General features: G+C 65.0%; 19 protein-coding genes and 1 riboswitch. Of the genes, 13 read left to right on the plus strand and 6 right to left on the minus strand.

Annotated elements, in window-relative coordinates:
• Positions 1 to 127: 127 nt before the first annotated feature.
• The 3 genes from atzF to QX132_RS09030 all read right to left on the minus strand — a co-directional run bounded on the left by atzF (position 128) and on the right by QX132_RS09030 (position 3,558).
• On the minus strand, positions 128 to 1,915 hold the full coding sequence (gene atzF / locus QX132_RS09020) for an allophanate hydrolase (protein ID WP_315740541.1): 1,788 nt from the start codon (positions 1,913 to 1,915) through the stop codon (positions 128 to 130).
• A 246-nt stretch (positions 1,916 to 2,161) separates the two neighbouring features.
• A complete protein-coding gene (locus QX132_RS09025; protein ID WP_410051316.1) occupies positions 2,162 to 2,701 on the minus strand; it encodes a DUF805 domain-containing protein in 540 nt (179 codons plus the stop codon).
• 350 nt (positions 2,702 to 3,051) lie between these two features.
• Complete coding sequence (locus QX132_RS09030) at positions 3,052 to 3,558, minus strand: MarR family winged helix-turn-helix transcriptional regulator (RefSeq protein ID WP_315740539.1); 507 nt, start codon at positions 3,556 to 3,558, stop codon at positions 3,052 to 3,054.
• 77 nt (positions 3,559 to 3,635) lie between these two features.
• Between QX132_RS09030 and QX132_RS09035 the strand changes: the two genes are divergently transcribed.
• The 8 genes from QX132_RS09035 to QX132_RS09070 all read left to right on the plus strand — a co-directional run bounded on the left by QX132_RS09035 (position 3,636) and on the right by QX132_RS09070 (position 11,404).
• Positions 3,636 to 4,859: a cytochrome P450 gene (locus QX132_RS09035; RefSeq protein WP_316160801.1), complete on the plus strand. Its 1,224-nt coding sequence runs from the start codon at positions 3,636 to 3,638 to the stop codon at positions 4,857 to 4,859.
• Between the two features lie 8 nt (positions 4,860 to 4,867).
• Positions 4,868 to 5,191 (plus strand): 2Fe-2S iron-sulfur cluster-binding protein, encoded by a 324-nt coding sequence (locus tag QX132_RS09040; protein ID WP_316160802.1) that lies wholly within the window; start codon positions 4,868 to 4,870, stop codon positions 5,189 to 5,191.
• Between the two features lie 70 nt (positions 5,192 to 5,261).
• Positions 5,262 to 6,482: an ABC transporter substrate-binding protein gene (locus QX132_RS09045; RefSeq protein ID WP_315813564.1), complete on the plus strand. Its 1,221-nt coding sequence runs from the start codon at positions 5,262 to 5,264 to the stop codon at positions 6,480 to 6,482.
• Between the two features lie 261 nt (positions 6,483 to 6,743).
• Positions 6,744 to 7,913 carry an ABC transporter substrate-binding protein gene (locus tag QX132_RS09050; RefSeq protein WP_315740535.1) on the plus strand — a complete coding sequence of 390 codons (1,170 nt, stop codon included), beginning with the start codon at positions 6,744 to 6,746 and terminating at the stop codon, positions 7,911 to 7,913.
• A gap of 145 nt (positions 7,914 to 8,058) precedes the next feature.
• Positions 8,059 to 8,976 (plus strand): branched-chain amino acid ABC transporter permease, encoded by a 918-nt coding sequence (locus QX132_RS09055; RefSeq protein ID WP_315740534.1) that lies wholly within the window; start codon positions 8,059 to 8,061, stop codon positions 8,974 to 8,976.
• Entirely contained in the window at positions 8,973 to 9,920 is a 948-nt protein-coding gene (locus tag QX132_RS09060; RefSeq protein ID WP_316160804.1) for a branched-chain amino acid ABC transporter permease, read from the plus strand. The genes QX132_RS09055 and QX132_RS09060 overlap by 4 nt, the downstream gene beginning before the upstream one ends.
• Positions 9,913 to 10,683, plus strand: a complete 771-nt coding sequence (locus tag QX132_RS09065) for an ABC transporter ATP-binding protein (protein WP_315740532.1) — start codon at positions 9,913 to 9,915, stop codon at positions 10,681 to 10,683. The genes QX132_RS09060 and QX132_RS09065 overlap by 8 nt, the downstream gene beginning before the upstream one ends.
• A 16-nt stretch (positions 10,684 to 10,699) precedes the next feature.
• Positions 10,700 to 11,404 (plus strand): ABC transporter ATP-binding protein, encoded by a 705-nt coding sequence (locus QX132_RS09070; protein ID WP_316161090.1) that lies wholly within the window; start codon positions 10,700 to 10,702, stop codon positions 11,402 to 11,404.
• A 344-nt stretch (positions 11,405 to 11,748) separates the two neighbouring features.
• On the opposite strand, the gene QX132_RS09075 is transcribed toward QX132_RS09070, so the two are convergent.
• Entirely contained in the window at positions 11,749 to 12,084 is a 336-nt protein-coding gene (locus QX132_RS09075; protein WP_316160806.1) for a hypothetical protein, read from the minus strand.
• 219 nt (positions 12,085 to 12,303) lie between these two features.
• Positions 12,304 to 12,405, plus strand: a riboswitch (guanidine-I (ykkC/yxkD leader).
• Between the two features lie 74 nt (positions 12,406 to 12,479).
• On the opposite strand from QX132_RS09075, the gene QX132_RS09080 reads away from it, so the two are divergent.
• The 5 genes from QX132_RS09080 (at position 12,480) to QX132_RS09100 (ending at position 17,094) form a co-directional block, all read left to right on the plus strand.
• Complete coding sequence (locus QX132_RS09080; RefSeq protein WP_316160808.1) at positions 12,480 to 13,550, plus strand: putative urea ABC transporter substrate-binding protein; 1,071 nt, start codon at positions 12,480 to 12,482, stop codon at positions 13,548 to 13,550.
• 200 nt (positions 13,551 to 13,750) lie between these two features.
• Positions 13,751 to 14,572 carry an ABC transporter permease gene (locus tag QX132_RS09085; RefSeq protein ID WP_315773704.1) on the plus strand — a complete coding sequence of 274 codons (822 nt, stop codon included), beginning with the start codon at positions 13,751 to 13,753 and terminating at the stop codon, positions 14,570 to 14,572.
• A complete protein-coding gene (locus tag QX132_RS09090) occupies positions 14,572 to 15,345 on the plus strand; it encodes an ABC transporter ATP-binding protein (protein WP_315813561.1) in 774 nt (257 codons plus the stop codon). The genes QX132_RS09085 and QX132_RS09090 overlap by 1 nt, the downstream gene beginning before the upstream one ends.
• Positions 15,346 to 15,385: 40 nt before the next feature.
• Positions 15,386 to 16,591, plus strand: coding sequence for an agmatinase family protein (locus QX132_RS09095; RefSeq protein WP_315786357.1), 1,206 nt, complete (start codon positions 15,386 to 15,388; stop codon positions 16,589 to 16,591).
• A 134-nt stretch (positions 16,592 to 16,725) separates the two neighbouring features.
• Entirely contained in the window at positions 16,726 to 17,094 is a 369-nt protein-coding gene (locus QX132_RS09100) for a hypothetical protein (protein WP_315797833.1), read from the plus strand.
• A 12-nt stretch (positions 17,095 to 17,106) separates the two neighbouring features.
• Here the strand turns inward: QX132_RS09100 and QX132_RS09105 are convergent, their stop codons facing one another.
• Both QX132_RS09105 and QX132_RS09110 read right to left on the minus strand, forming a co-directional pair.
• Positions 17,107 to 17,361 carry a hypothetical protein gene (locus tag QX132_RS09105; protein ID WP_316160810.1) on the minus strand — a complete coding sequence of 85 codons (255 nt, stop codon included), beginning with the start codon at positions 17,359 to 17,361 and terminating at the stop codon, positions 17,107 to 17,109.
• 4 nt (positions 17,362 to 17,365) lie between these two features.
• On the minus strand, positions 17,366 to 17,719 hold the full coding sequence (locus tag QX132_RS09110) for a PilZ domain-containing protein (RefSeq protein ID WP_316160812.1): 354 nt from the start codon (positions 17,717 to 17,719) through the stop codon (positions 17,366 to 17,368).
• Between the last annotated feature and the right edge of the window lie 81 nt (positions 17,720 to 17,800).

Genomic DNA, 17,800 nt, shown 5'->3' on the forward strand with positions numbered 1-17,800 from the left:
CATCGGGCCACGGACTCCGCGGCGAAACGGTGGGCACGGCGCAACCGCGATCTCGCTCGTTGGGACAGTACGGGCGCGCCTTTGCCTACCCTACGGCAGCGCACGCAATCATGACGCGCGAAATAGATCAGCCCTTCTGCGCCATATACGCTCGCCAGCCGCCGAACTCCGAGATGTCGCGGGCGCCATCGAGCGCGGCCGGCTCGACGAGGAAGCCCTTGGCGGTGCGGCCGTCCGCCAAGCGGATGGTGCCGACCGACAGCGGCGGCGGAATCAGGTTGACGAATTTGCCGAAGCTCGCCGCCGACAGCGCCCAGAGCTCGACCGCCATCGAAGTACCCTGGCCGTCGTCGATCCGCAGCATGCCGGGCTTGGGCGGCGTGGTCGACAGCGCGTAGAGCTTGTAGTCAGGCGCGGTGGTCGTTGCTTCCAGCAGGCGGCCGCCGAGAGCGGTCAGCTCGTGATTGAGCGCCATGCCAGAGAGATGCGCGCCGACGACGACGACGGCGATCTCGTCGCCATGCAGTGCCGGAGACACGGGCGCGAGCGGCGGAAGCGGGACCGGCTTGGCGCCGACCGGCAGCGCCGTGTCGGCATGGAAGGCGCGCCCGAGACTGGCGAGCGCCGCATCGCGGCCGGCTGGCGCAAGCAGGGTGATGCCGAACGGGACGCCGTCGCTGCGCATCGCAGCCGGCACGGCAAGCCCGCAGAGATCGAGCAGGTTGACGAAGTTGGTGTAGGTGCCGAGCCGGCTGTTGAGCTCGATCGGGTTGGCGAGCACGTCCGCGGTGGTGTAGGCGGTCGGCGCCGTCGGCAGCACCAGCGCGTCGACATCGGCGAAGGTGTGCTCGGCCACCTTGCGCAGCGCCTGCAGGCGGTACAGCGCAGCAAAGGTATCAGCGGCGCTGCCGCGCGCGCCGCCGATGGTGATCTCGCGCGTGACCGGATGGATGGCATCGGGATCGGAGGCGAGGAGATCGCGGATCACGAGATAGCGCTCGGCGACCCAGGGGCCTTCATAGAGCAGCCGCGCGGTCTCGTAAAACGGCTCGAGGTCGAACTCGACCAGCTCTGCGCCGAGCTTGACGAAGCGCGCGGCCGCAGCGCCATAGGCGGCGTCCGCTGCCTTGTCGCCGAAGAAGATCAATTGCCCGGGGCGGGGAATGCCGAGCTTCACGCCCTCGGGAAATGCCGTCACGGCCGCAAGCGGCCGGTCGCGCGAGAATGGATCGAGCGGATCCGGCGCTGCCAGCACCGAGAGCGCCGCGACGGCGTCGTCGACCGTCAGCGAGAACACCGAAATGCAGTCGAGCGTGCGGCAGGCCGGCACCAGGCCGGAGGTCGAGATCATGCCGAGGCTCGGCTTCAGGCCGACGATGTTGTTGAGCATCGCCGGCACACGGCCGGAGCCGGCAGTATCCGTCCCGAGCGCGAGCGGCACGAGACCCGCGGAGACGGCGACCGCCGAGCCCGAGCTCGATCCGCCCGGAACGAGATCGGCGCGCACCGGATTTTTCGGAATGCCATAGGGCGAGCGCACGCCGACGAGGCCGGTGGCGAACTGGTCGAGATTGGTCTTGCCGATGATGATCGCGCCGGCGGCGCGCAGCCGCGCCACCGCGGTGGAATCACGAGATGGCGTGTACGCGAAGGCCGGGCAGCCGGCGGTGGTCGGCAGGCCCGCCACGTCGATGTTGTCCTTCACCGCAACGGGCACGCCGTAGAGCGGCAACGATCTGTCCCTGTCGGCGAGGGTTTCGGCCTCCGCGAGCGCGTCCTTCTCGCCGCGCAGGCTGATGAAGATGGCGGGGTCGTTGTGCGCGCGAATCCGGGCGTAGCAGCGCGCGATCGTGTCGCTTGGCGTTGTCAGGCCGGCGCGATGGGCGGCGACGATCTCGGCAATGGTCTCGGTCACGCGGCGCTCCGCGTCTCGTCCGAGCCCAAACTCTGGCCTGCCATTCCCTTGCGCTCCGCTTCGCCAATCCGGCTGCGAACGTAGCAAGCCATGTGCCATTGTGTACATGGCGGGGATGCGGGCCTGATACGGAAAAATCTTGAAAGTCAGTGGGTTGGTGCGCCGTCCGGCAGGCCGTCGGGCGTTCGGACGGGGTTGCCGAAGGCGATTTGCCTATTTGGTGAGCAGGCTGGGCGCCGCCGCCGCCTAGTACCCGCGCCGCTCGGCCTCCCCGCCCGTGATGCGCGCGAGCCGTGCCTCGGTGGCCGAGCCGGCGCCACGGGCTGTTCGGAACGATGCAGACGGCGGGCGACTCATGGTAGCTCCCGACGATGGCGCGTCGTCAGCCCCGCTGGGGAAGAACAGCAGCGCAACGCTCAGGCCGAGATTGACCAGGGCGCCAACCCACGTGCCGTGGTGCGATGATGTCGCCGCGTATTCGGGAAACCGGCCGGCGATCACGTAGTCCAGCACCATGACGGCGATCCAGGCCGGGATCACACAGACCGGGTCCCAGCCGATGTCGCGAAAGCGCATCGCCTGCAGCATCAGGTTCGCCACCAGGCATAGGCCGATCAGCACCACGATCGGCAGGCTCACCGTCAGCTCCGACGTCTGCGGAGCGAGGGCGGCAAGACCGACGGCCACAACCACGATCAGGACCACCGAAACCAGCGCAAGACCGAGCGAGGCGAGAAAATATTGCAGACGGCCGAGACGCGCATTGAAACCGAAAATGAACCCCAACATCCGCCTCTCCCCGCAGGCCGCGCCGCAATCGGGAGCGCAGCCGACACGGCATATCAGGGCGAAATTGCCGCGCGCCTTCGCCGATAGCTAGAATTTGAAGGACCGAGTGCAACGGCGCTTTCGCCGCTGCGGGATCTCATGCGGCCGAAAATATATCGTTGCTAAAGCAACTAATATGTGGAACGATCGACCCGATCAGCAATGGAGGCGCGGGATGATCCGCGTCTCGAAGAAGGGACGGGAACGTCATGCGCAGCCTGCTCGCCGCAGGCGCGGCCGCTTGCGCGCGCGCCAACAGATTGCCGCAGCGAACGGGTCAGCCGTTCGGCGGCTCCTGCCTGAGTGGCTCAGCTCGCGCCCGTGACGGCGTCGAGATTGTCGTGGATTCGGCGCAGCAGCGTGATCAGGACTTCCCGCTCATCCTTGTCGAGACAGGCAAGCAGACGCCGCTCGCGTTCCAGCGCGGCGATGATGACCTTGTCGTGCGTCGCGCGGCCCTTGGCCGTCAGCGAGATCGAATGGCTGCGGCCGTCCTCCGGATCGTTGCGGATCGCGATCAGGCCGCGGCCCTTCATCAGCGCCAGCGTACGGCTGACCGGCCCCTTGTCGAAGCCGATCACGCTGCAGATGCGCGAGGCCGGGATGCCCGGCTCGATCGCCAGCAGCGACATGATACGCCATTCGGTGACGTTGACGCCGAAATTGCGCTGATAGAACGCGGTGGCGCTGTTCGACAGCTTGTTGGCGATGAAGGTGATGAAGGCCGGCACATAGCGGTCGAGATCGAGCGTGAGGCCTTGCCCCTCAGCTTCGCGCGGCTGCGCCTTGCGCGGCGTCCCGGATTTCTCGCTCATGATCCCCAACGTCCATGCATCGCCACTCATACGGATACGAAAAGCCGCATGACAAGGCCAAACTTCGGGAGCTCCGCATGAACCCAACAGGTCTTTCCCCTGCTGCCGGTGTGGCGCCGGCCATCCCGCACCTCGCCATCGACCCGTTCTCGTATGAATTCTTCGACGATCCCTATCCCGCGCATCAGGAGATGCGCGAGGCCGGCCCCGTCGTCCATCTGGACGCGTGGAACGTCTACGGCGTCGCCCGCTACGCCGAGGTCTATGCCGTTCTCAACGATCCCCAGACGTTCTGCTCCAGCCGCGGCGTGGGCTTGAGCGACTTCGCCAAGGAGAAGCCGTGGCGGCCGCCGAGCCTAATCCTCGAGGCGGATCCGCCGGCGCATACGCGCACCCGCGCCGTGCTGAGCAAGGTGCTGTCGCCGGCTGTCATGAAGCGGCTGCGCGACGGCTTCATGGCCGCGGCCGAGGCCAAGGTCGACGAGCTCGTAGGCCGGGGCTCGTTCGACGCGATCCCCGATCTCGCCGAGGCCTATCCGCTGTCGGTGTTTCCCGATGCGCTCGGGCTGAAGCCGGAGGGGCGCGAGCATCTCATTCCCTATGCGAGCCTGGTGTTCAACGCATTCGGTCCGCCGAATGAGCTGCGCCAGCAGGCGATCGAGCGCTCGGCGCCGCACCAGGCCTATGTCACGGAGCAGTGCCAGCGCGACAATCTCACGTCCGGCGGCTTCGGCTCCTGCATCCATGCCTTCACCGATAGCGGCGACATCACGCCGGCCGAAGCGCCATTGCTGGTGCGCTCGCTGCTGTCGGCCGGGCTCGACACCACCGTCTACGGCATCGGTGCTGCCGTCTATTGCCTCGCGCGCTTCCCCGACCAATGGGCGCGACTGCGCGCCGATCCCTCGCGCGCCCGCAACGCCTTTGAGGAGGCCGTCCGCTTCGAGAGCCCGGTGCAGACCTTCTTCCGCACCACCACGCGTGACGTCGAACTCGGCGGCGTCACGATTCCCGAAGGCGAGAAGGTGCTGATGTTCTTAGGTAGCGCCAATCGCGACCCGCGCCGCTGGGAGCAGCCCGACGCCTACGACGTCACCCGAAAAGTCTCAGGCCATGTCGGCTTCGGCTCGGGCATCCACATGTGCGTCGGCCAGCTCGTCGCGCGACTCGAAGGCGAGGCGGTGCTGACGGCGCTCGCACGCAAGGTCGGGAGCATCACGATGAGCGGCGAGCCGAAGCGCCGCTACAACAACACGCTGCGCGGGCTGGAGAGCCTGCCGGTCACCTTTACTCCAGCCTGAGCTGTCCCATGACCACGATCACTTTCATTCATCCCGACAACCGCAGCGAAAGCGTGGAGGTCGAGGACGGCGCCAGCGTCATGCTGGCGGCGCTGACCCACGGCATCGACGGCATCGTCGCCGAATGCGCCGGCAACGCTGTCTGCGCCACTTGCCACGTCTATGTCGACGACGCCTGGACCGGCAAGCTCGATCCCGTGTCCGACGATGAGGATGCGCTGCTGGACGGCACCGCCGCCGAGCGAAGGCCGAACAGCCGGCTGTCCTGCCAGATCAAGGTGCAGCCGGCGCTGGCCGGACTGGTGGTGCGCATTCCGGATCGGCAGAGCTGATTTCGCAACTGGAGACGATCTCCAGTCGCAACGACAACAATCAAACAAGCAACACACGGGGAAGGACATCATGAAGCAGCTGAATTCGTGCGCGCTGGCGCTGGTCGCAATATTCTGCCTTGCAGGCGCGGCGCGGGCCGGCGAGATCTCGGACAATGTCGTACGCGTCGGCGTGCTCAACGATATTTCCGGCATCTTCCAGGACACCAACGGCATGGGCTCGGTCGAGGCCGCGCGCATGGCGGCGGAGGATTTCAACGGTGGCGGTAAAGGCATCAAGGTCGAGATCGTCTATGCCGATCACCAGAACAAGGCCGATGTCGGCTCGGCGATCACGCGCAAATGGCTCGATGTCGACAAGGTCGACGCCGTCGTCGACGTGCCCAACTCCGCGGTCGGCCTCACCGTCAACGAGCTGCTGCGCAACAGCCGCATGACGTTCCTGGCCTCGTCCACCGCGAGCTCCGATCTTACCGGCAAGGCGTGCTCGCCCAACACCATTCAGTGGGTCAACGACGCCTGGGCGACCGGCAACACCACGGCAGCCGCGATGATGGGCCGCGGCGGCAAGGACTGGTACTTCATCACGGTCAACTACGCGCTCGGCCAGGGCATCGAGGCGGAGGCCACCAACTACATCGAGAAGCACGGCGGCAAGGTGCTCGGCTCGGCCAAGCATCCGCTCGGCACGACGGACTTCGCCTCGTTCCTGCTGCAGGCGCAGGGCTCGAAGGCCAAGGTGATCGGGCTGGCGAATGCGGGCGGCGACACCATCAATGCGGTCAAGCAGGCGTCCGAGTTCGGCATCCAGCAGGGCGGCCAGTCGCTGGTCGCGTTCCTGCTGTTCATCAATGACATCCATGGCATGGGCTTGAAGGCGGCGCAGGGCCTGCAACTGCTCGAAGCCTTCTACTGGGACATGGACGACGATACCCGCGCCTTCGCCAGGCGCTTCGCGGCGCGCCCCGGCATGAACGGCAAGATGCCGAGCGGCAACCAGGCCGGCGTCTACGCCTCGACGCTTGCCTATCTCAATGCGGTTGCGGCCACCGGCAGTGACGATGCCAAGGACGTCGTGCCGCAGATGAAGACGGTGAAGGGCAAGGACAAGCTGTTCGGCGATGTGACGATCCGGGCCGACGGCCGCGTGATCCACCCGATGTATCTGTTCGAGGTCAAGAAGCCGGAGGAGTCGAAATATCCTTACGACTACTATCGTCTGGTCTCGACGATTCCGGCCGAGCAGGCGTTCCGGCCGATTGCGGACGGTGGTTGCGCGCTGGTGAAGTGACGCTCGTTGCGAGTGATACCGAGAGTATCGCAGCCGGCCGTGTCAGGCTGACGCGGCCGGTTCTGCTGTGCTGCAGTATCCTTAACAGGCACTATAGTTCTTGCCTTTGTCCATTTCCGGGAATTATGGTGCATGGATCGATGACCCGCAGGATGAGCACCGCGCGACGGATGCTGCGGCGAAACGCCGCCGCTGGTCGTGCTGCTGCGTGCCGGCGACGAAACAACGATAAGAACGATTTGCTTGAGGGGAGGGAAGACCATGAAGAGGTTCTGGCTGGCGGGTGCCGCGGCACTGCTGTTTTCGAGCACGGCCTTTGCCGGCGACACCATCAAGATCGGCTTCGTCTCGACGTTCAGCGGTCCGACCGCCGTGATCGGCAACGACATGCGAAATTCGTTCGAGCTCGCGCTCGACCATCTCGGCCGCAAGATCGACGGCAAACCGGTCGAGGTGATCTACGAGGACGACCAGCAGAAGCCTGACGTCGGCAAGCAGAAGACCGAGAAGCTGGTGCAGTCCGACAAGGTCGATTTCATCGTCGGCTACATCTGGTCGAACGTGCTGCTGGCGTCGCTGAAGACCGCGGTGGATTCCCAGACCTTTCTGATCTCGGCCAATGCCGGCCCGTCGCAGCTCGCCGGTGAATTGTGCTCGCCTTACGTGTTCTCGACCTCCTGGCAGAACGACCAGACGCCCGCCGCGATGGGCCTCTACATGAACCAGAAGGGCGTCAAGTCGGTGTTTCTGATCGGCCCGAACTATGCGGCCGGCAAGGACATGCTGGCGGGCGTGAAGAGCACCTTCAAGGGCCAGGTCGTCGGTGAGGAATACACGGTGTGGCCGAGCCAGCTCGACTTTTCCGCCGAGCTCTCCAAGGCGCGCGCCTCGGGCGCCGAATCCATCTTCGTGTTCTATCCCGGCGCTGCCGGCGTGCAATTCCTCAATCAATATTCGCAGGCCGGCCTCAAGGAGAAGATGCCGCTCTACACCGCCTTCACCGTCGACGAATTGTCGCTGCCGCTGCAGAAGGACAATGCGATCGGCGTGCCCGGCGCCCAGGAATGGGTCAACGACCTGCCGAACGAGCAGAACAAGAAGTTCGTCGCTGACTACCGCAAGAAATACACCGGCCTGCGTCCGACCTACTACGGCGCCCAGGCCTATGATGCGGCGCAGCTGATCAACAGCGCCGTGGTTGCGGTCAAGGGCGACACGTCCAAGAAGGACGCGATGAAGGCCGAGATGGAGAAGGCCAACTTCAAGTCGCTGCGCGGCTCCTTCAAGTTCGGCAACAACCACATCCCGATCCAGAACTTCTACCTGCAGGACGTGGTCAAGGACGCCGACGGCCAGCTGTCGCTGAAGATGGTCGCCACCATCGTCGAGAACGACCAGGACCGCTTCCACGACAAGTGCCCGATGAAGTGAGCGGAAAGAATTCCGAGCCAGGGGACGAAACAGGCCTGGAATTTGCTTGAAGCTTAAAACATCTCCGGCCTAAGATCGGGATGGACATGGCGGCAGCGCCTGGAACGGGTTCTGCCGCCGTCTTTTTGAGCGTGAAGTGAGGGGCATGCTTCTCGTCGTCGAACAATTCCTGAACGGGCTGCAGTTCGGACTGCTGCTGTTCCTGCTGGCCGCCGGCCTGACGCTGGTGTTCGGCATCATGGACCTCGTCAACCTCGCCCACGGCTCGCTCTACATGATGGGCGCCTATTTCGCGGCGACCTTCGTGGCCTGGACCGGCAGCTTCGTGCTCGGCGCGGTCATGGCGCTCGGTGCCACGCTTCTGCTCGGCATCGTGCTCGAATTCACGGCACTACGCCATCTCTATGGGCGCGACCATCTCGACCACGTGCTCGCGACGTTCGGCCTGATCCTGTTCTTCAACGAGGCCGTCCGGCTGATCTGGGGCCCGGCGGGACTGGCGCTGCCGCTGCCGTCCTGGCTCGCCTTCCCGGTCACGATCCTGCCCGGCATCCAATATCCGGCCTATCGGCTTGCGATCATCGTCGTGGCGTTGCTGGTGGCGCTTCTGCTCTATCTCGGCGTGATGAGGACGCGGATCGGCATGCTGATCCGCGCAGGCGCCTCCAACCGCGAGATGATCGGCGCGCTCGGCATCAACATCAAGCTGCTCTACACGTTGGTGTTCGGCCTCGGCGCCGCGCTCGCCGGCCTCGCCGGGCTCATGCAGGCGCCGATCCTCACGGTGCAGATCGGCATGGGCGAGAACATCCTGATTCTCGCCTTCGTGGTGATCGTGATCGGCGGCATCGGCTCGATCCGCGGCGCCTTCATCGCGGCGATCATGATCGGCCTGATCGATACCATGGGCCGCGCCTTCCTGCCCAATCTGCTGCGCCAGGTCCTGAACTCGGCCGCGGCCTCCACTGCGGCGCCGGCGATGTCGTCGATGCTGATCTATCTCCTGATGGCGATCGTGCTGGTGGCGCGGCCTGAAGGTCTGTTTCCGGCCAACCGCAGATGAAATCCTCGTTCAACGTTTCGACCATCGTGGCCATCATCGTCGTGGCCGGCCTGGTGCTGCTGCCGGTCTATTCGAACCTCTCCGGCAACATCTTCATCCTCACGCTGTTCACCCGCATCGTGATCCTGGCGCTGGCGGCCGTCAGCCTCAACCTGATCATGGGCTATGGCGGCATGATGAGCTTCGGCCATGCCGCCTATCTCGGCATCGGCGGCTACGCCGTCGGCATCCTGGCGCAGGAGGGCATCGGCTCCGGCTATGCACAGTTCGCGGTCGCCATCGCGGTTTCGGTTCTCTATGCGCTGGTCATCGGCGCGCTCTCCTTGCGTACCCGCGGCGTCTATTTCATCATGATCACGCTGGCCTTTGCGCAGATGGCCTACTACGTCGCGTCCGGCCTCGCCCGTTACGGCGGGGATGACGGGCTCACCGTCTACAAGCGTAGCGATTTCGGTGGCCTCATCAATCTCGGCAACCGCGTGCAGTTCTATTATCTCTGCCTGTTCTGCCTGCTCGCCGTCGTCGTGCTGGTCTGGCGCATCGTCAATTCGCGCTTTGGTCTCGTGCTGCAGGGCCTGCGTTCCAACGAGCAGCGCATGCAGGCGATCGGCTTCCCGTCGAAGCGCTACAAGCTGGCCTGCTTCGTCATCGCCGGCATGCTGTGCGGGCTGTCCGGCGCGCTGCTCGCCAACAACACCGATTTCGTCAGCCCTGCCGTGATGTACTGGACCCGCTCCGGCGACCTCATGGTGATGGTCATCCTCGGCGGCATGGGCACCCTGATGGGGCCAGTCGTCGGCTCGGTGGTGTTCCTGGTGCTGGAAGAGGTGCTGTCGCAGATCACCGAATATTGGGCGCTGATCATGGGGCCGCTGCTGCTCCTGATCGTGCTGTTCGGCCGCGGCGGCATCATGGGCATGCTCGGGAGGTTGAACCGTGGCTGAACCTCTGCTTCGCGTCGACAATCTCGTGCGCCGCTTCGGCGGCATCGTCGCGACTGATCACGTCTGTCTCGACGTTGCCAAGGGCGAGATCCACGCCATCATCGGGCCGAACGGCGCCGGCAAGACCACGCTGATCAGCCAGCTCACCGGCCACCTGGCGCCGCATGCGGGTCGCATTTTCTTGGGGGGCCGCGACATCTCGCATTTCCCCGCCTATAAGCGCAGCGCGCTGGGGCTGGCGCGTTCGTTCCAGATCACCTCGCTGCTGACCGACTTCACCGCGGCCGACAATGTCGCGCTTGCGGCGCAAGCCCATGACGGCAAGCACTCGTTCCGTTTCTTCGCCGCCGCGCGCAAGGACAAGCCGCTGCGCGCCGCCGCGCACGCCGCGCTGGAGCGCGTCGGTCTCGGCCATCGCGCCGACGTGCTGGTGTCGAAGCTCAGCCATGGCGAGCAGCGCGAGCTGGAGCTCGCGGTCGCGCTCGCGACCAAGCCGCAGCTCCTGCTGCTCGACGAGCCGATGGCCGGCCTGGGGGTGACCGAGTCGCAGCGCATGGTGAAGCTGCTGAACGAGCTGCGCAAGGAAGTGTCGATCGTGCTGGTCGAGCATGACATGGAAGCGGTGTTCGCGCTCGCCGACCGCATCTCCGTCCTCGTCTACGGCCGCATCATTGCGTCAGGCAAGCCGGACGAGATCCGGCAAAACGAGGAGGTCAAGCGCGCCTATCTCGGCGATCAGCATGTGGTGGTCGGCCATGGTTGATCTGGGGACAAGCGCCATGCTGCTCGAGGTCGACGGCATCGAGACCTGTTACGGCCTGAGCCAGGTCTTGTTCGGCCTGTCGTTGGCGATCCGTCCCGGCGAGATGGTCTCGCTGATGGGCCGCAACGGCATGGGCAAGACCACCACCATCCGCTCGATCATGGGTCTCACCCAGGCCCGCGCGGGGACCATCCGCTTCAGCGGCCAGGAGACGCGGCGGCTGCCATCCTACAGGATCGCGCAACTCGGCATCGGCCTGGTGCCGGAGGGACGGCAGATCTTCCCGAACCTCACGGTCACTGAAAACCTCGTGGCGGCCTCGACCAACCGGCTCGGCGCGGCCGATTCTTGGACGCTCGAGAAGATCCACGCGCTGTTTCCGCGGCTGGCCGAGCGCGGCAGCAACATGGGCAATCAGCTCTCCGGCGGCGAGCAGCAGATGCTGGCGATCGGCCGCGCCCTGATGACCAACCCGAAACTCCTCATTCTCGACGAGGCGACCGAAGGTCTGGCGCCGTTGATCCGAGAGGAGATCTGGAACTGCCTGTCGCTGCTGAAATCGCGCGGGCAGTCGATCCTGGTGATCGACAAGAATGTCGGACATCTGACCCGCATCTGCGACCGCCACTACATCATCGAGCGTGGCCGCACCGTGTGGCACGGCACGTCGGAGCAACTGATGGCCGAGCCCGAGCTGCAGCACCGCTATCTGGGGATTTGAGGGCGGCGCGCTGCCGGCTATTCCGACGTGGAAGCGGATTGACTCAAATCAAGATCGCGTCGGGCGTTGGGGCGTAGATTTTGACAGTTGCCCCGACATGCGCTGATTTTTCGCATTGAGGCGCGGCTTGGACGGGATTATTTTTCCAGGGTAGTAGTTTGTTTTTCCTTTTATCAGAGGTTGAACAAATGCGTGCACCTCGTATCCGAATCGAATCACCACAGAAAGCCGTGGCCAGCCTGCGCGGCTTCTGGTCTGTTCATTCCGACCTTGAGACGGGGCTGTGTCTCGCCTTCATGCTGATCGTCGGAATCATCGTGAAAATGACGCCGCCACTCTAGACCTCAGCGATGGAACGGGATGTACTTCTGGTACTCCTTCGGCACCCGGCTGCGATAGCGCGACGGCACGGTGCCGCTGCGCAGGGAGTCCTCGACTTCCTTGCGCGTGCTGGTCCTCGTCCGCTTCTTCTTCGGCGCGGTCGCCTCGCTGGCCGGCTTGGCGTCGCCGGGCTTTTCGGTCGAGGCGGCTGGTGCGGGAGTGGCTGTCGGGGTGGGGCTCGCGGCGGGAGCAGGTTGCACCGGCGTATCGGGAGCGGGCGCGCTCTGCGCGAAGGCTGTATCGGCGGCGAGGCTGAGAGCCAGAATGGTTGCCAATGCGATCCCGGAAGACCTGATCATATCAACGAGACTCCAAGCGACTGCGATTGACGTGCCTGCCTGATGATGTCGCCCCCGCGCACCGGACGGTTCATGCGGTCGTTGCATGGCCGACGTCGGCTGATGCGCCACATCGCCCAAGAAGAATTCCGAGTGCCGAATTTTTGAGCACAGCGTGCCGCCGGTTCCGTTGAATCGCAAGCATTTTTCCTGGCATGCGGATTGCTCTCCTTGTTGCTCAGAGTTGGCAGCTAGGGTTCCGGTTCTCCATGGAGAATGCTGGTCCGAGAGCAGCCGCCAGGGGAGAGCCCTGGTGCACGGCGGGATAAAAACCCGGGAGACCTCAGTGGCCGCGCTTGGCAGGCTCGAGGTTGTCTTTGCCAGTCCGCGGTCAGAAAACCGATGAGGGACTGGACATGGGAAAAGCGCGAAATCTGTTTGTTGCACTGCTCGCTGCATCGACGCTGGCGACCGCATCGCTGTCGCCCGCGTCAGCTGAGAAGAAGAAGGAATTCAACATCGCCTGGACGATCTATGTCGGCTGGATGCCTTGGCCCTATGCCGCCGAGTCCGGGATCGTCAAGAAATGGGCCGACAAATACGGCATCTCGATCAAGGTCACGCAGATCAACGACTACGTCGAATCGATCAACCAGTACACGGCCGGCAAGTTCGACGGCGTGACCGTCACCAACATGGATGCGCTGACGATTCCGGCCGCCGGCGGCGTCGACACGTCCGCCATCATCATGGGCGACTACTCCAACGGCAATGACGGCGTGGTGCTGAAGAAGGGCAAGACGCTGGCCGACATCAAGGGCCAGAAGGTCAACCTCGTCGAGCTCTCGGTGTCGCACTATCTGCTGGCGCGCGGCCTCGAGACCGTGAAGCTGTCCGAGAAGAACATCAAGACCGTCAACACCTCCGACGCCGACATCGTCGCCGCTGCGAAGTCGCCCGACACCACCGCGGTCGTGACCTGGAATCCGCAACTCCTGGAGGTGAAGGCCGAGCCGGGCGCGACGCTGGTGTTCGACTCCAGCAAGATCCCCGGCGAGATCGAGGATCTCCTGGTCGTCAACAGCGCGACGCTCAAGGACAATCCCGAGCTTGGCAAGGCGCTGACCGGCATCTGGTACGAGACCATCGCGCTGATGAAGGACCAGAGCGAGAAGGGCAAGGCCGCGCGCGAGGCAATGGCCAAGCTGTCGGGCACCGATCTCGCCGGTTTCGAGGCCCAGCTCAAGACCACGTTCATGTACTATGAGCCGAAGGACGCGCTCGCCTTCATGACCGGACCGGAGCTGCCGAAGATCATGGATCTCGTGCGCACCTTCTGCTTCGATCACAATCTGCTTGGCGAGAAGGTGAAGTCGAAGGACGCCGTGGGCATTTCCACGCCGTCGAAGTCGCTCGGCTCGGCCAGCAATGTGAAGCTGCGCTTCGATCCGAGCTTCATGAAGATGGCCGCCGAGGGGAAGCTCTGAGCGTCTCCCGCAGCAACGAGTGTCACCCCTCATCCTGAGGAGCTTGCATAGCAAGCGTCTCGAAGGATGAGGCCCCTTTCCGGGCCTCATGGTTCGAGACGGCGCTACGCGCCTCCTCACCATGAGGGTTCAGCTCCGAAGCCGGCGTTGCAGATAGCCATGAGCTGCGTGTTCATGGAGAGGAATGACGGAGGCTCCTGATGCCGCGTGCCATGAACGTCGTTCCGAACCGGGGCAGCCGGCTGTTGCTGGCCCTGTTGCCGTTCCTGCTGATCGCGCTGATCTACGTGGTCGGATCGGCGCAGCGGCGCGCGGACAATCCCGACGACAAGCTGCTGCCGCCGGTCTCCGAGATGGTCGCGACCTCCAAGCGGCTCGCGACCGAGCCTGATCGCCGCTCCGGCGACTACGTGCTGTGGTCCGACACGGCGGCGAGCCTGCAGCGCCTCGCGCTCGGGCTCGGCATTTCCGCCGCAATCGGTCTCGTGCTCGGACTCGCCATCGGATTGCTGCCGGTGGCCGGCGCCGGCTTCGGCACGCTGGTCGCGGTGCTGTCGATGATCCCGCCGATGGCGGTGCTGCCGGTTCTGTTCATCGTGTTCGGTCTCGGCGAATTGTCCAAGGTGGTGCTGATCGTCATCGGCGTCACGCCGACACTGGTGCGCGATCTCTCACTCGAGGTGCAGGCCATGCCGCGCGAGCAGTTGATCAAGGCGCAAACGCTCGGCGGCTCGACCTGGCAGGTCGCGATCCGTGTCGTGTTGCCGCAGATCATGCCGCGCCTGATCAAGTGCCTGCGGCTGATGATCGGCCCGGCGTTCCTGTTCCTGATCTCGGCGGAGGCCATCGCCTCCGACGTCGGGCTCGGCTACCGCATCTTCCTGGTCAGGCGCTATCTGTCGATGGACGTGATCCTGCCCTATGTCGTCTGGATCACGCTGCTCGCCTATCTGTTCGACCTGGCCTTGGTGTGGATCGGCCGCCGCGCGTTCCCCTGGGCATATGACGGCGGAGCGCGCTGATGAGCACGCTGTCGTTCCGCAACGTCTGGGTCGAGTACGGCAACCAGGTCGTGCTCGAACGCATCAACCTCGAGATCGCCTCCGGCACCTTCCTGTCGATCGTCGGTCCTTCCGGCGCGGGCAAGAGCACCTTTCTGCGTCTGATCCTCGGCCAGGAGAAGCCGACGCAAGGCGCCGTGCTGCTCGACGGCCAGCCTTTCCCGGCCGAGCCGGGGCCGGACCGCGGCATCGTGTTCCAGCGCTACTCGGTGTTTCCGCATCTGACCGTGCTCGGCAACGTGCTGCTCGGCTATGAGCTCGCGGCGAGCCCGTTCACGGCGCGGCTGTTCGGGTCGGCGCGCAAGGAGGCGATGGAGAAGAGCCTCGCGCTGATCGAGGCCGTCGGCCTGGCCGAGCATCGCGACAAATATCCAAGCGCGTTGTCCGGCGGCATGCAGCAGCGCCTGGCGATCGCGCAGGCACTGGCGAAGCAGCCGCGCGTGCTGCTGCTCGATGAGCCCTTCGGCGCGCTCGATCCCGGCACCCGCGCCCAGATGCATGCGCTGATCAAGCCGCTGTGGCGCGAGCACAACATGACCATCGTGATGGTCACCCACGACATCAAGGAGGCGTTCGGCCTCGCCACGCGGCTGATCGCACTCGACCGGCCGCGCAAGGATCCGCAGGCGCCGGAGCGGTTCGGCGCGCGCATCACCTACGACCTCGATCTCACCCGCGACAGCGCCGTGCCCGTGCTCGGCTTCATCCGCGCCAGCGTGCAGGCGGCGCAATAGTCAGTTCAAGAAACGTCGAAAGAAACGAAGGAGAGTCTTCATGTCATTCCCATCCATGCGCAGGTCACGCCGTGCCGGCTTGCAGCCGCAGCGCCAGAGCATGCGCCGCCACCATCCGGACTTCGACAAGATGGCCACCCAAGGCTGGCAGGCGCTGGAGGCCGAGGGCAAATTGCCAAGCAACGGCTGGCGCAAGGAGCGGCAATGGGCGCTCGACATGGGTCTGCCCGGCGCCGACAGCCTGACCGATCGCGAGATCCCGACCTTTGCGCGCGGCGAGCTGCCGCATTTCGCCGGGATCAACACCTTCATGAAGGCGCCGTATGTCGAGAACGTCCGTGACGTCGCCAAATACGACGCCGCCGTGATCGGCATTCCCTTCGATTCCGGCACCACCTATCGCCCCGGCACCCGCTTCGGGCCGCAGGGCATCCGCCGCATCTCCGCGCTCTACACGCCCTACAACTACGAGCTCGGGGTCGACCTGCGCGAGCAGATGACCCTGTGCGATGCCGGCGACGTCTTCACCATTCCCGCCAACCTCGAAAAGAGCTTCGACCAGATCAGCCGCGGCGTCGCGCATGTGTTCTCGTCCGGAGCGCTGCCGATCATGCTCGGCGGCGACCATTCGATCGGCTTCCCCTGCGTGCGCGGCATCGCTGAGTGTACCGACAAGCGCATCGGCATCATTCATTTCGACCGCCACATCGACATCCAGGAGAAGGATCTCGACGAGCGCATGCACACCACGCCCTGGTACTGGGCGACCAATTTGCCGAACGTGTCGCCGACCAACCTGGTGCAGCTCGGCATCGGCGGCTGGCAGGTGCCGCGCGAGGGTGTCGAGGTCGCGCGCAAGCGCAACACCAACGTCCTCACCATCGCGGACATCGAGAAGATCGGCCTGGAGAAGACGGCGGAGATCGCGCTCGAGCTGGCCTGGAAGGATGCCGACGCGGTCTACATCTCGTTCGACGTCGACTCCATCGATTGCGGCTTCGTGCCCGGCACCGGTTGGCCCGAGCCCGGCGGCTTCCTGCCGCGCGAGGCGCTCAAGCTGCTCGGCCTCGTCGCCGCCGAGGGCCTGTGCGGCCTCGAAGTGGTCGAGGTCTCGCCGCCCTACGACACCTCGGACATCACCGCGCTGATCGGCGTCCGTGTCGTCGTCGAGGCACTGGGCTCGATGGTCGCCCATGGCAAGCTCGGCAGCCACAAGTCCATCATCAACAAGCCGGTCAGCTATTGAGGCCTGCGATGCGACATCACCACCACCACCACGGCGATCACCACCACGATCATGGCCATCCGCATGATCACGACCATCATCATGACCATCCGCCGCACGGCCCCGGGCACAACCATCCGCACGGGCGCACACCGGTGCAGTGGCAGACGCCGCACCAGCCCGAGGGCGCCAAGCCGGCCGCCATCGTCGAGCCCGACCTCGACAAGGTCGAGGCCGCCTTCGTCGACGGCTTCATCGCCGCCCCCGATCCGACCAGCTTCCTGCGGCTGGCGCGCATCCCGTTCGAGATCCTGCGCGATGGCGCCAGCCTCAAGCTGCTGCGGGTGGAGATCGACGCGCTGACCGATGTCGGCAGCCTGACGCCGCATCTCGGCGGCGGCACCTTCCGCTACGATCCGCTGCCGTCGAACTTCATCTCACGCCGCCGCCGGCTGCGCTTTGTCTATTTCGACGGCACCGGCCTGTTGCCGCTGACCTATGCGGAGCTGCGGGAGATCGAGTGACCAGCTCAAAACTCAAGGCAGCGGCGTTCGCTTGAGCGCCGCTGCAAGCGCCTCGAAGCGACCAGTGACTTCCGGCAGCACGAATGCGCGCACGGTCGAGGCCGCCGCGACGCCGATCACTAGCACGATGACATATTGAGCGGCGAGCAGCAGCGTGACGTGCCGGAGCCAGTGCGATCGCGGGCGCTCGGCGGTGCGCGCCGCGACCGGCGGCGGCGCATCGGAGGCGATCAGCCAGTCGTCGTGCTCTTGCGAGGATTCGGACATTTGCTCAGTGCCCTGAGAGCAATTGCTCAAGGCGCGATTTGAGCTGCCTGTTGGCGCGCTCCTGCAGGCGCAAGGCGCGCGCCGTTTCGAGATCGATCACTTCGCCATCGTCGTGATGGAAGGCGAGGCCGGCGCCCGCGCCGTCGCGCCACACCATCTGCGCCGGTCGTGTCCATCCGCGCCGTTCGATGCTGATCTCGACGCGGTCCGGCAGCAGCACGCTGCCCTCGAGCTCGACCTTGACGCCGCGGTGGTTGAAATTGCGCACGACACAGGCCAGCGTCGAGCAGCCTGAATTGAAGGTCAGCACGCCGCCATAGTAGACGCGCTGGCGAGCCTCACGACGACGATTTTGCATCCCACGTCCTCCAACGACTTAACGATTGATTAATCAATCGGAGGGTGTGTGGCGAGTCTCGCCGGTATTGAAATGTGGGTG

Source organism: Bradyrhizobium sp. SZCCHNRI20481, from assembly GCF_032485055.1.
Lineage (GTDB): Bacteria > Pseudomonadota > Alphaproteobacteria > Rhizobiales > Xanthobacteraceae > Bradyrhizobium.

What these genes read in the sequence shown, in the direction of transcription:
- QX132_RS09030 (WP_315740539.1), bottom strand. Translation starts at nt 3,558, where the DNA reads ATGAGCGAGAAATCCGGGACGCCGCGCAAGGCGCAGCCGCGCGAAGCT.
- QX132_RS09035 (WP_316160801.1), top strand. Translation starts at nt 3,636, where the DNA reads ATGAACCCAACAGGTCTTTCCCCTGCTGCCGGTGTGGCGCCGGCCATC.
- QX132_RS09040 (WP_316160802.1), top strand. Translation starts at nt 4,868, where the DNA reads ATGACCACGATCACTTTCATTCATCCCGACAACCGCAGCGAAAGCGTG.
- QX132_RS09045 (WP_315813564.1), top strand. Translation starts at nt 5,262, where the DNA reads ATGAAGCAGCTGAATTCGTGCGCGCTGGCGCTGGTCGCAATATTCTGC.
- QX132_RS09050 (WP_315740535.1), top strand. Translation starts at nt 6,744, where the DNA reads ATGAAGAGGTTCTGGCTGGCGGGTGCCGCGGCACTGCTGTTTTCGAGC.
- QX132_RS09055 (WP_315740534.1), top strand. Translation starts at nt 8,059, where the DNA reads ATGCTTCTCGTCGTCGAACAATTCCTGAACGGGCTGCAGTTCGGACTG.
- QX132_RS09060 (WP_316160804.1), top strand. Translation starts at nt 8,973, where the DNA reads ATGAAATCCTCGTTCAACGTTTCGACCATCGTGGCCATCATCGTCGTG.
- QX132_RS09070 (WP_316161090.1), top strand. Translation starts at nt 10,700, where the DNA reads ATGCTGCTCGAGGTCGACGGCATCGAGACCTGTTACGGCCTGAGCCAG.
- QX132_RS09075 (WP_316160806.1), bottom strand. Translation starts at nt 12,084, where the DNA reads ATGATCAGGTCTTCCGGGATCGCATTGGCAACCATTCTGGCTCTCAGC.
- QX132_RS09080 (WP_316160808.1), top strand. Translation starts at nt 12,480, where the DNA reads ATGGGAAAAGCGCGAAATCTGTTTGTTGCACTGCTCGCTGCATCGACG.
- QX132_RS09085 (WP_315773704.1), top strand. Translation starts at nt 13,751, where the DNA reads ATGCCGCGTGCCATGAACGTCGTTCCGAACCGGGGCAGCCGGCTGTTG.
- QX132_RS09090 (WP_315813561.1), top strand. Translation starts at nt 14,572, where the DNA reads ATGAGCACGCTGTCGTTCCGCAACGTCTGGGTCGAGTACGGCAACCAG.
- QX132_RS09095 (WP_315786357.1), top strand. Translation starts at nt 15,386, where the DNA reads ATGTCATTCCCATCCATGCGCAGGTCACGCCGTGCCGGCTTGCAGCCG.
- QX132_RS09105 (WP_316160810.1), bottom strand. Translation starts at nt 17,361, where the DNA reads ATGTCCGAATCCTCGCAAGAGCACGACGACTGGCTGATCGCCTCCGAT.
- QX132_RS09110 (WP_316160812.1), bottom strand. Translation starts at nt 17,719, where the DNA reads ATGCAAAATCGTCGTCGTGAGGCTCGCCAGCGCGTCTACTATGGCGGC.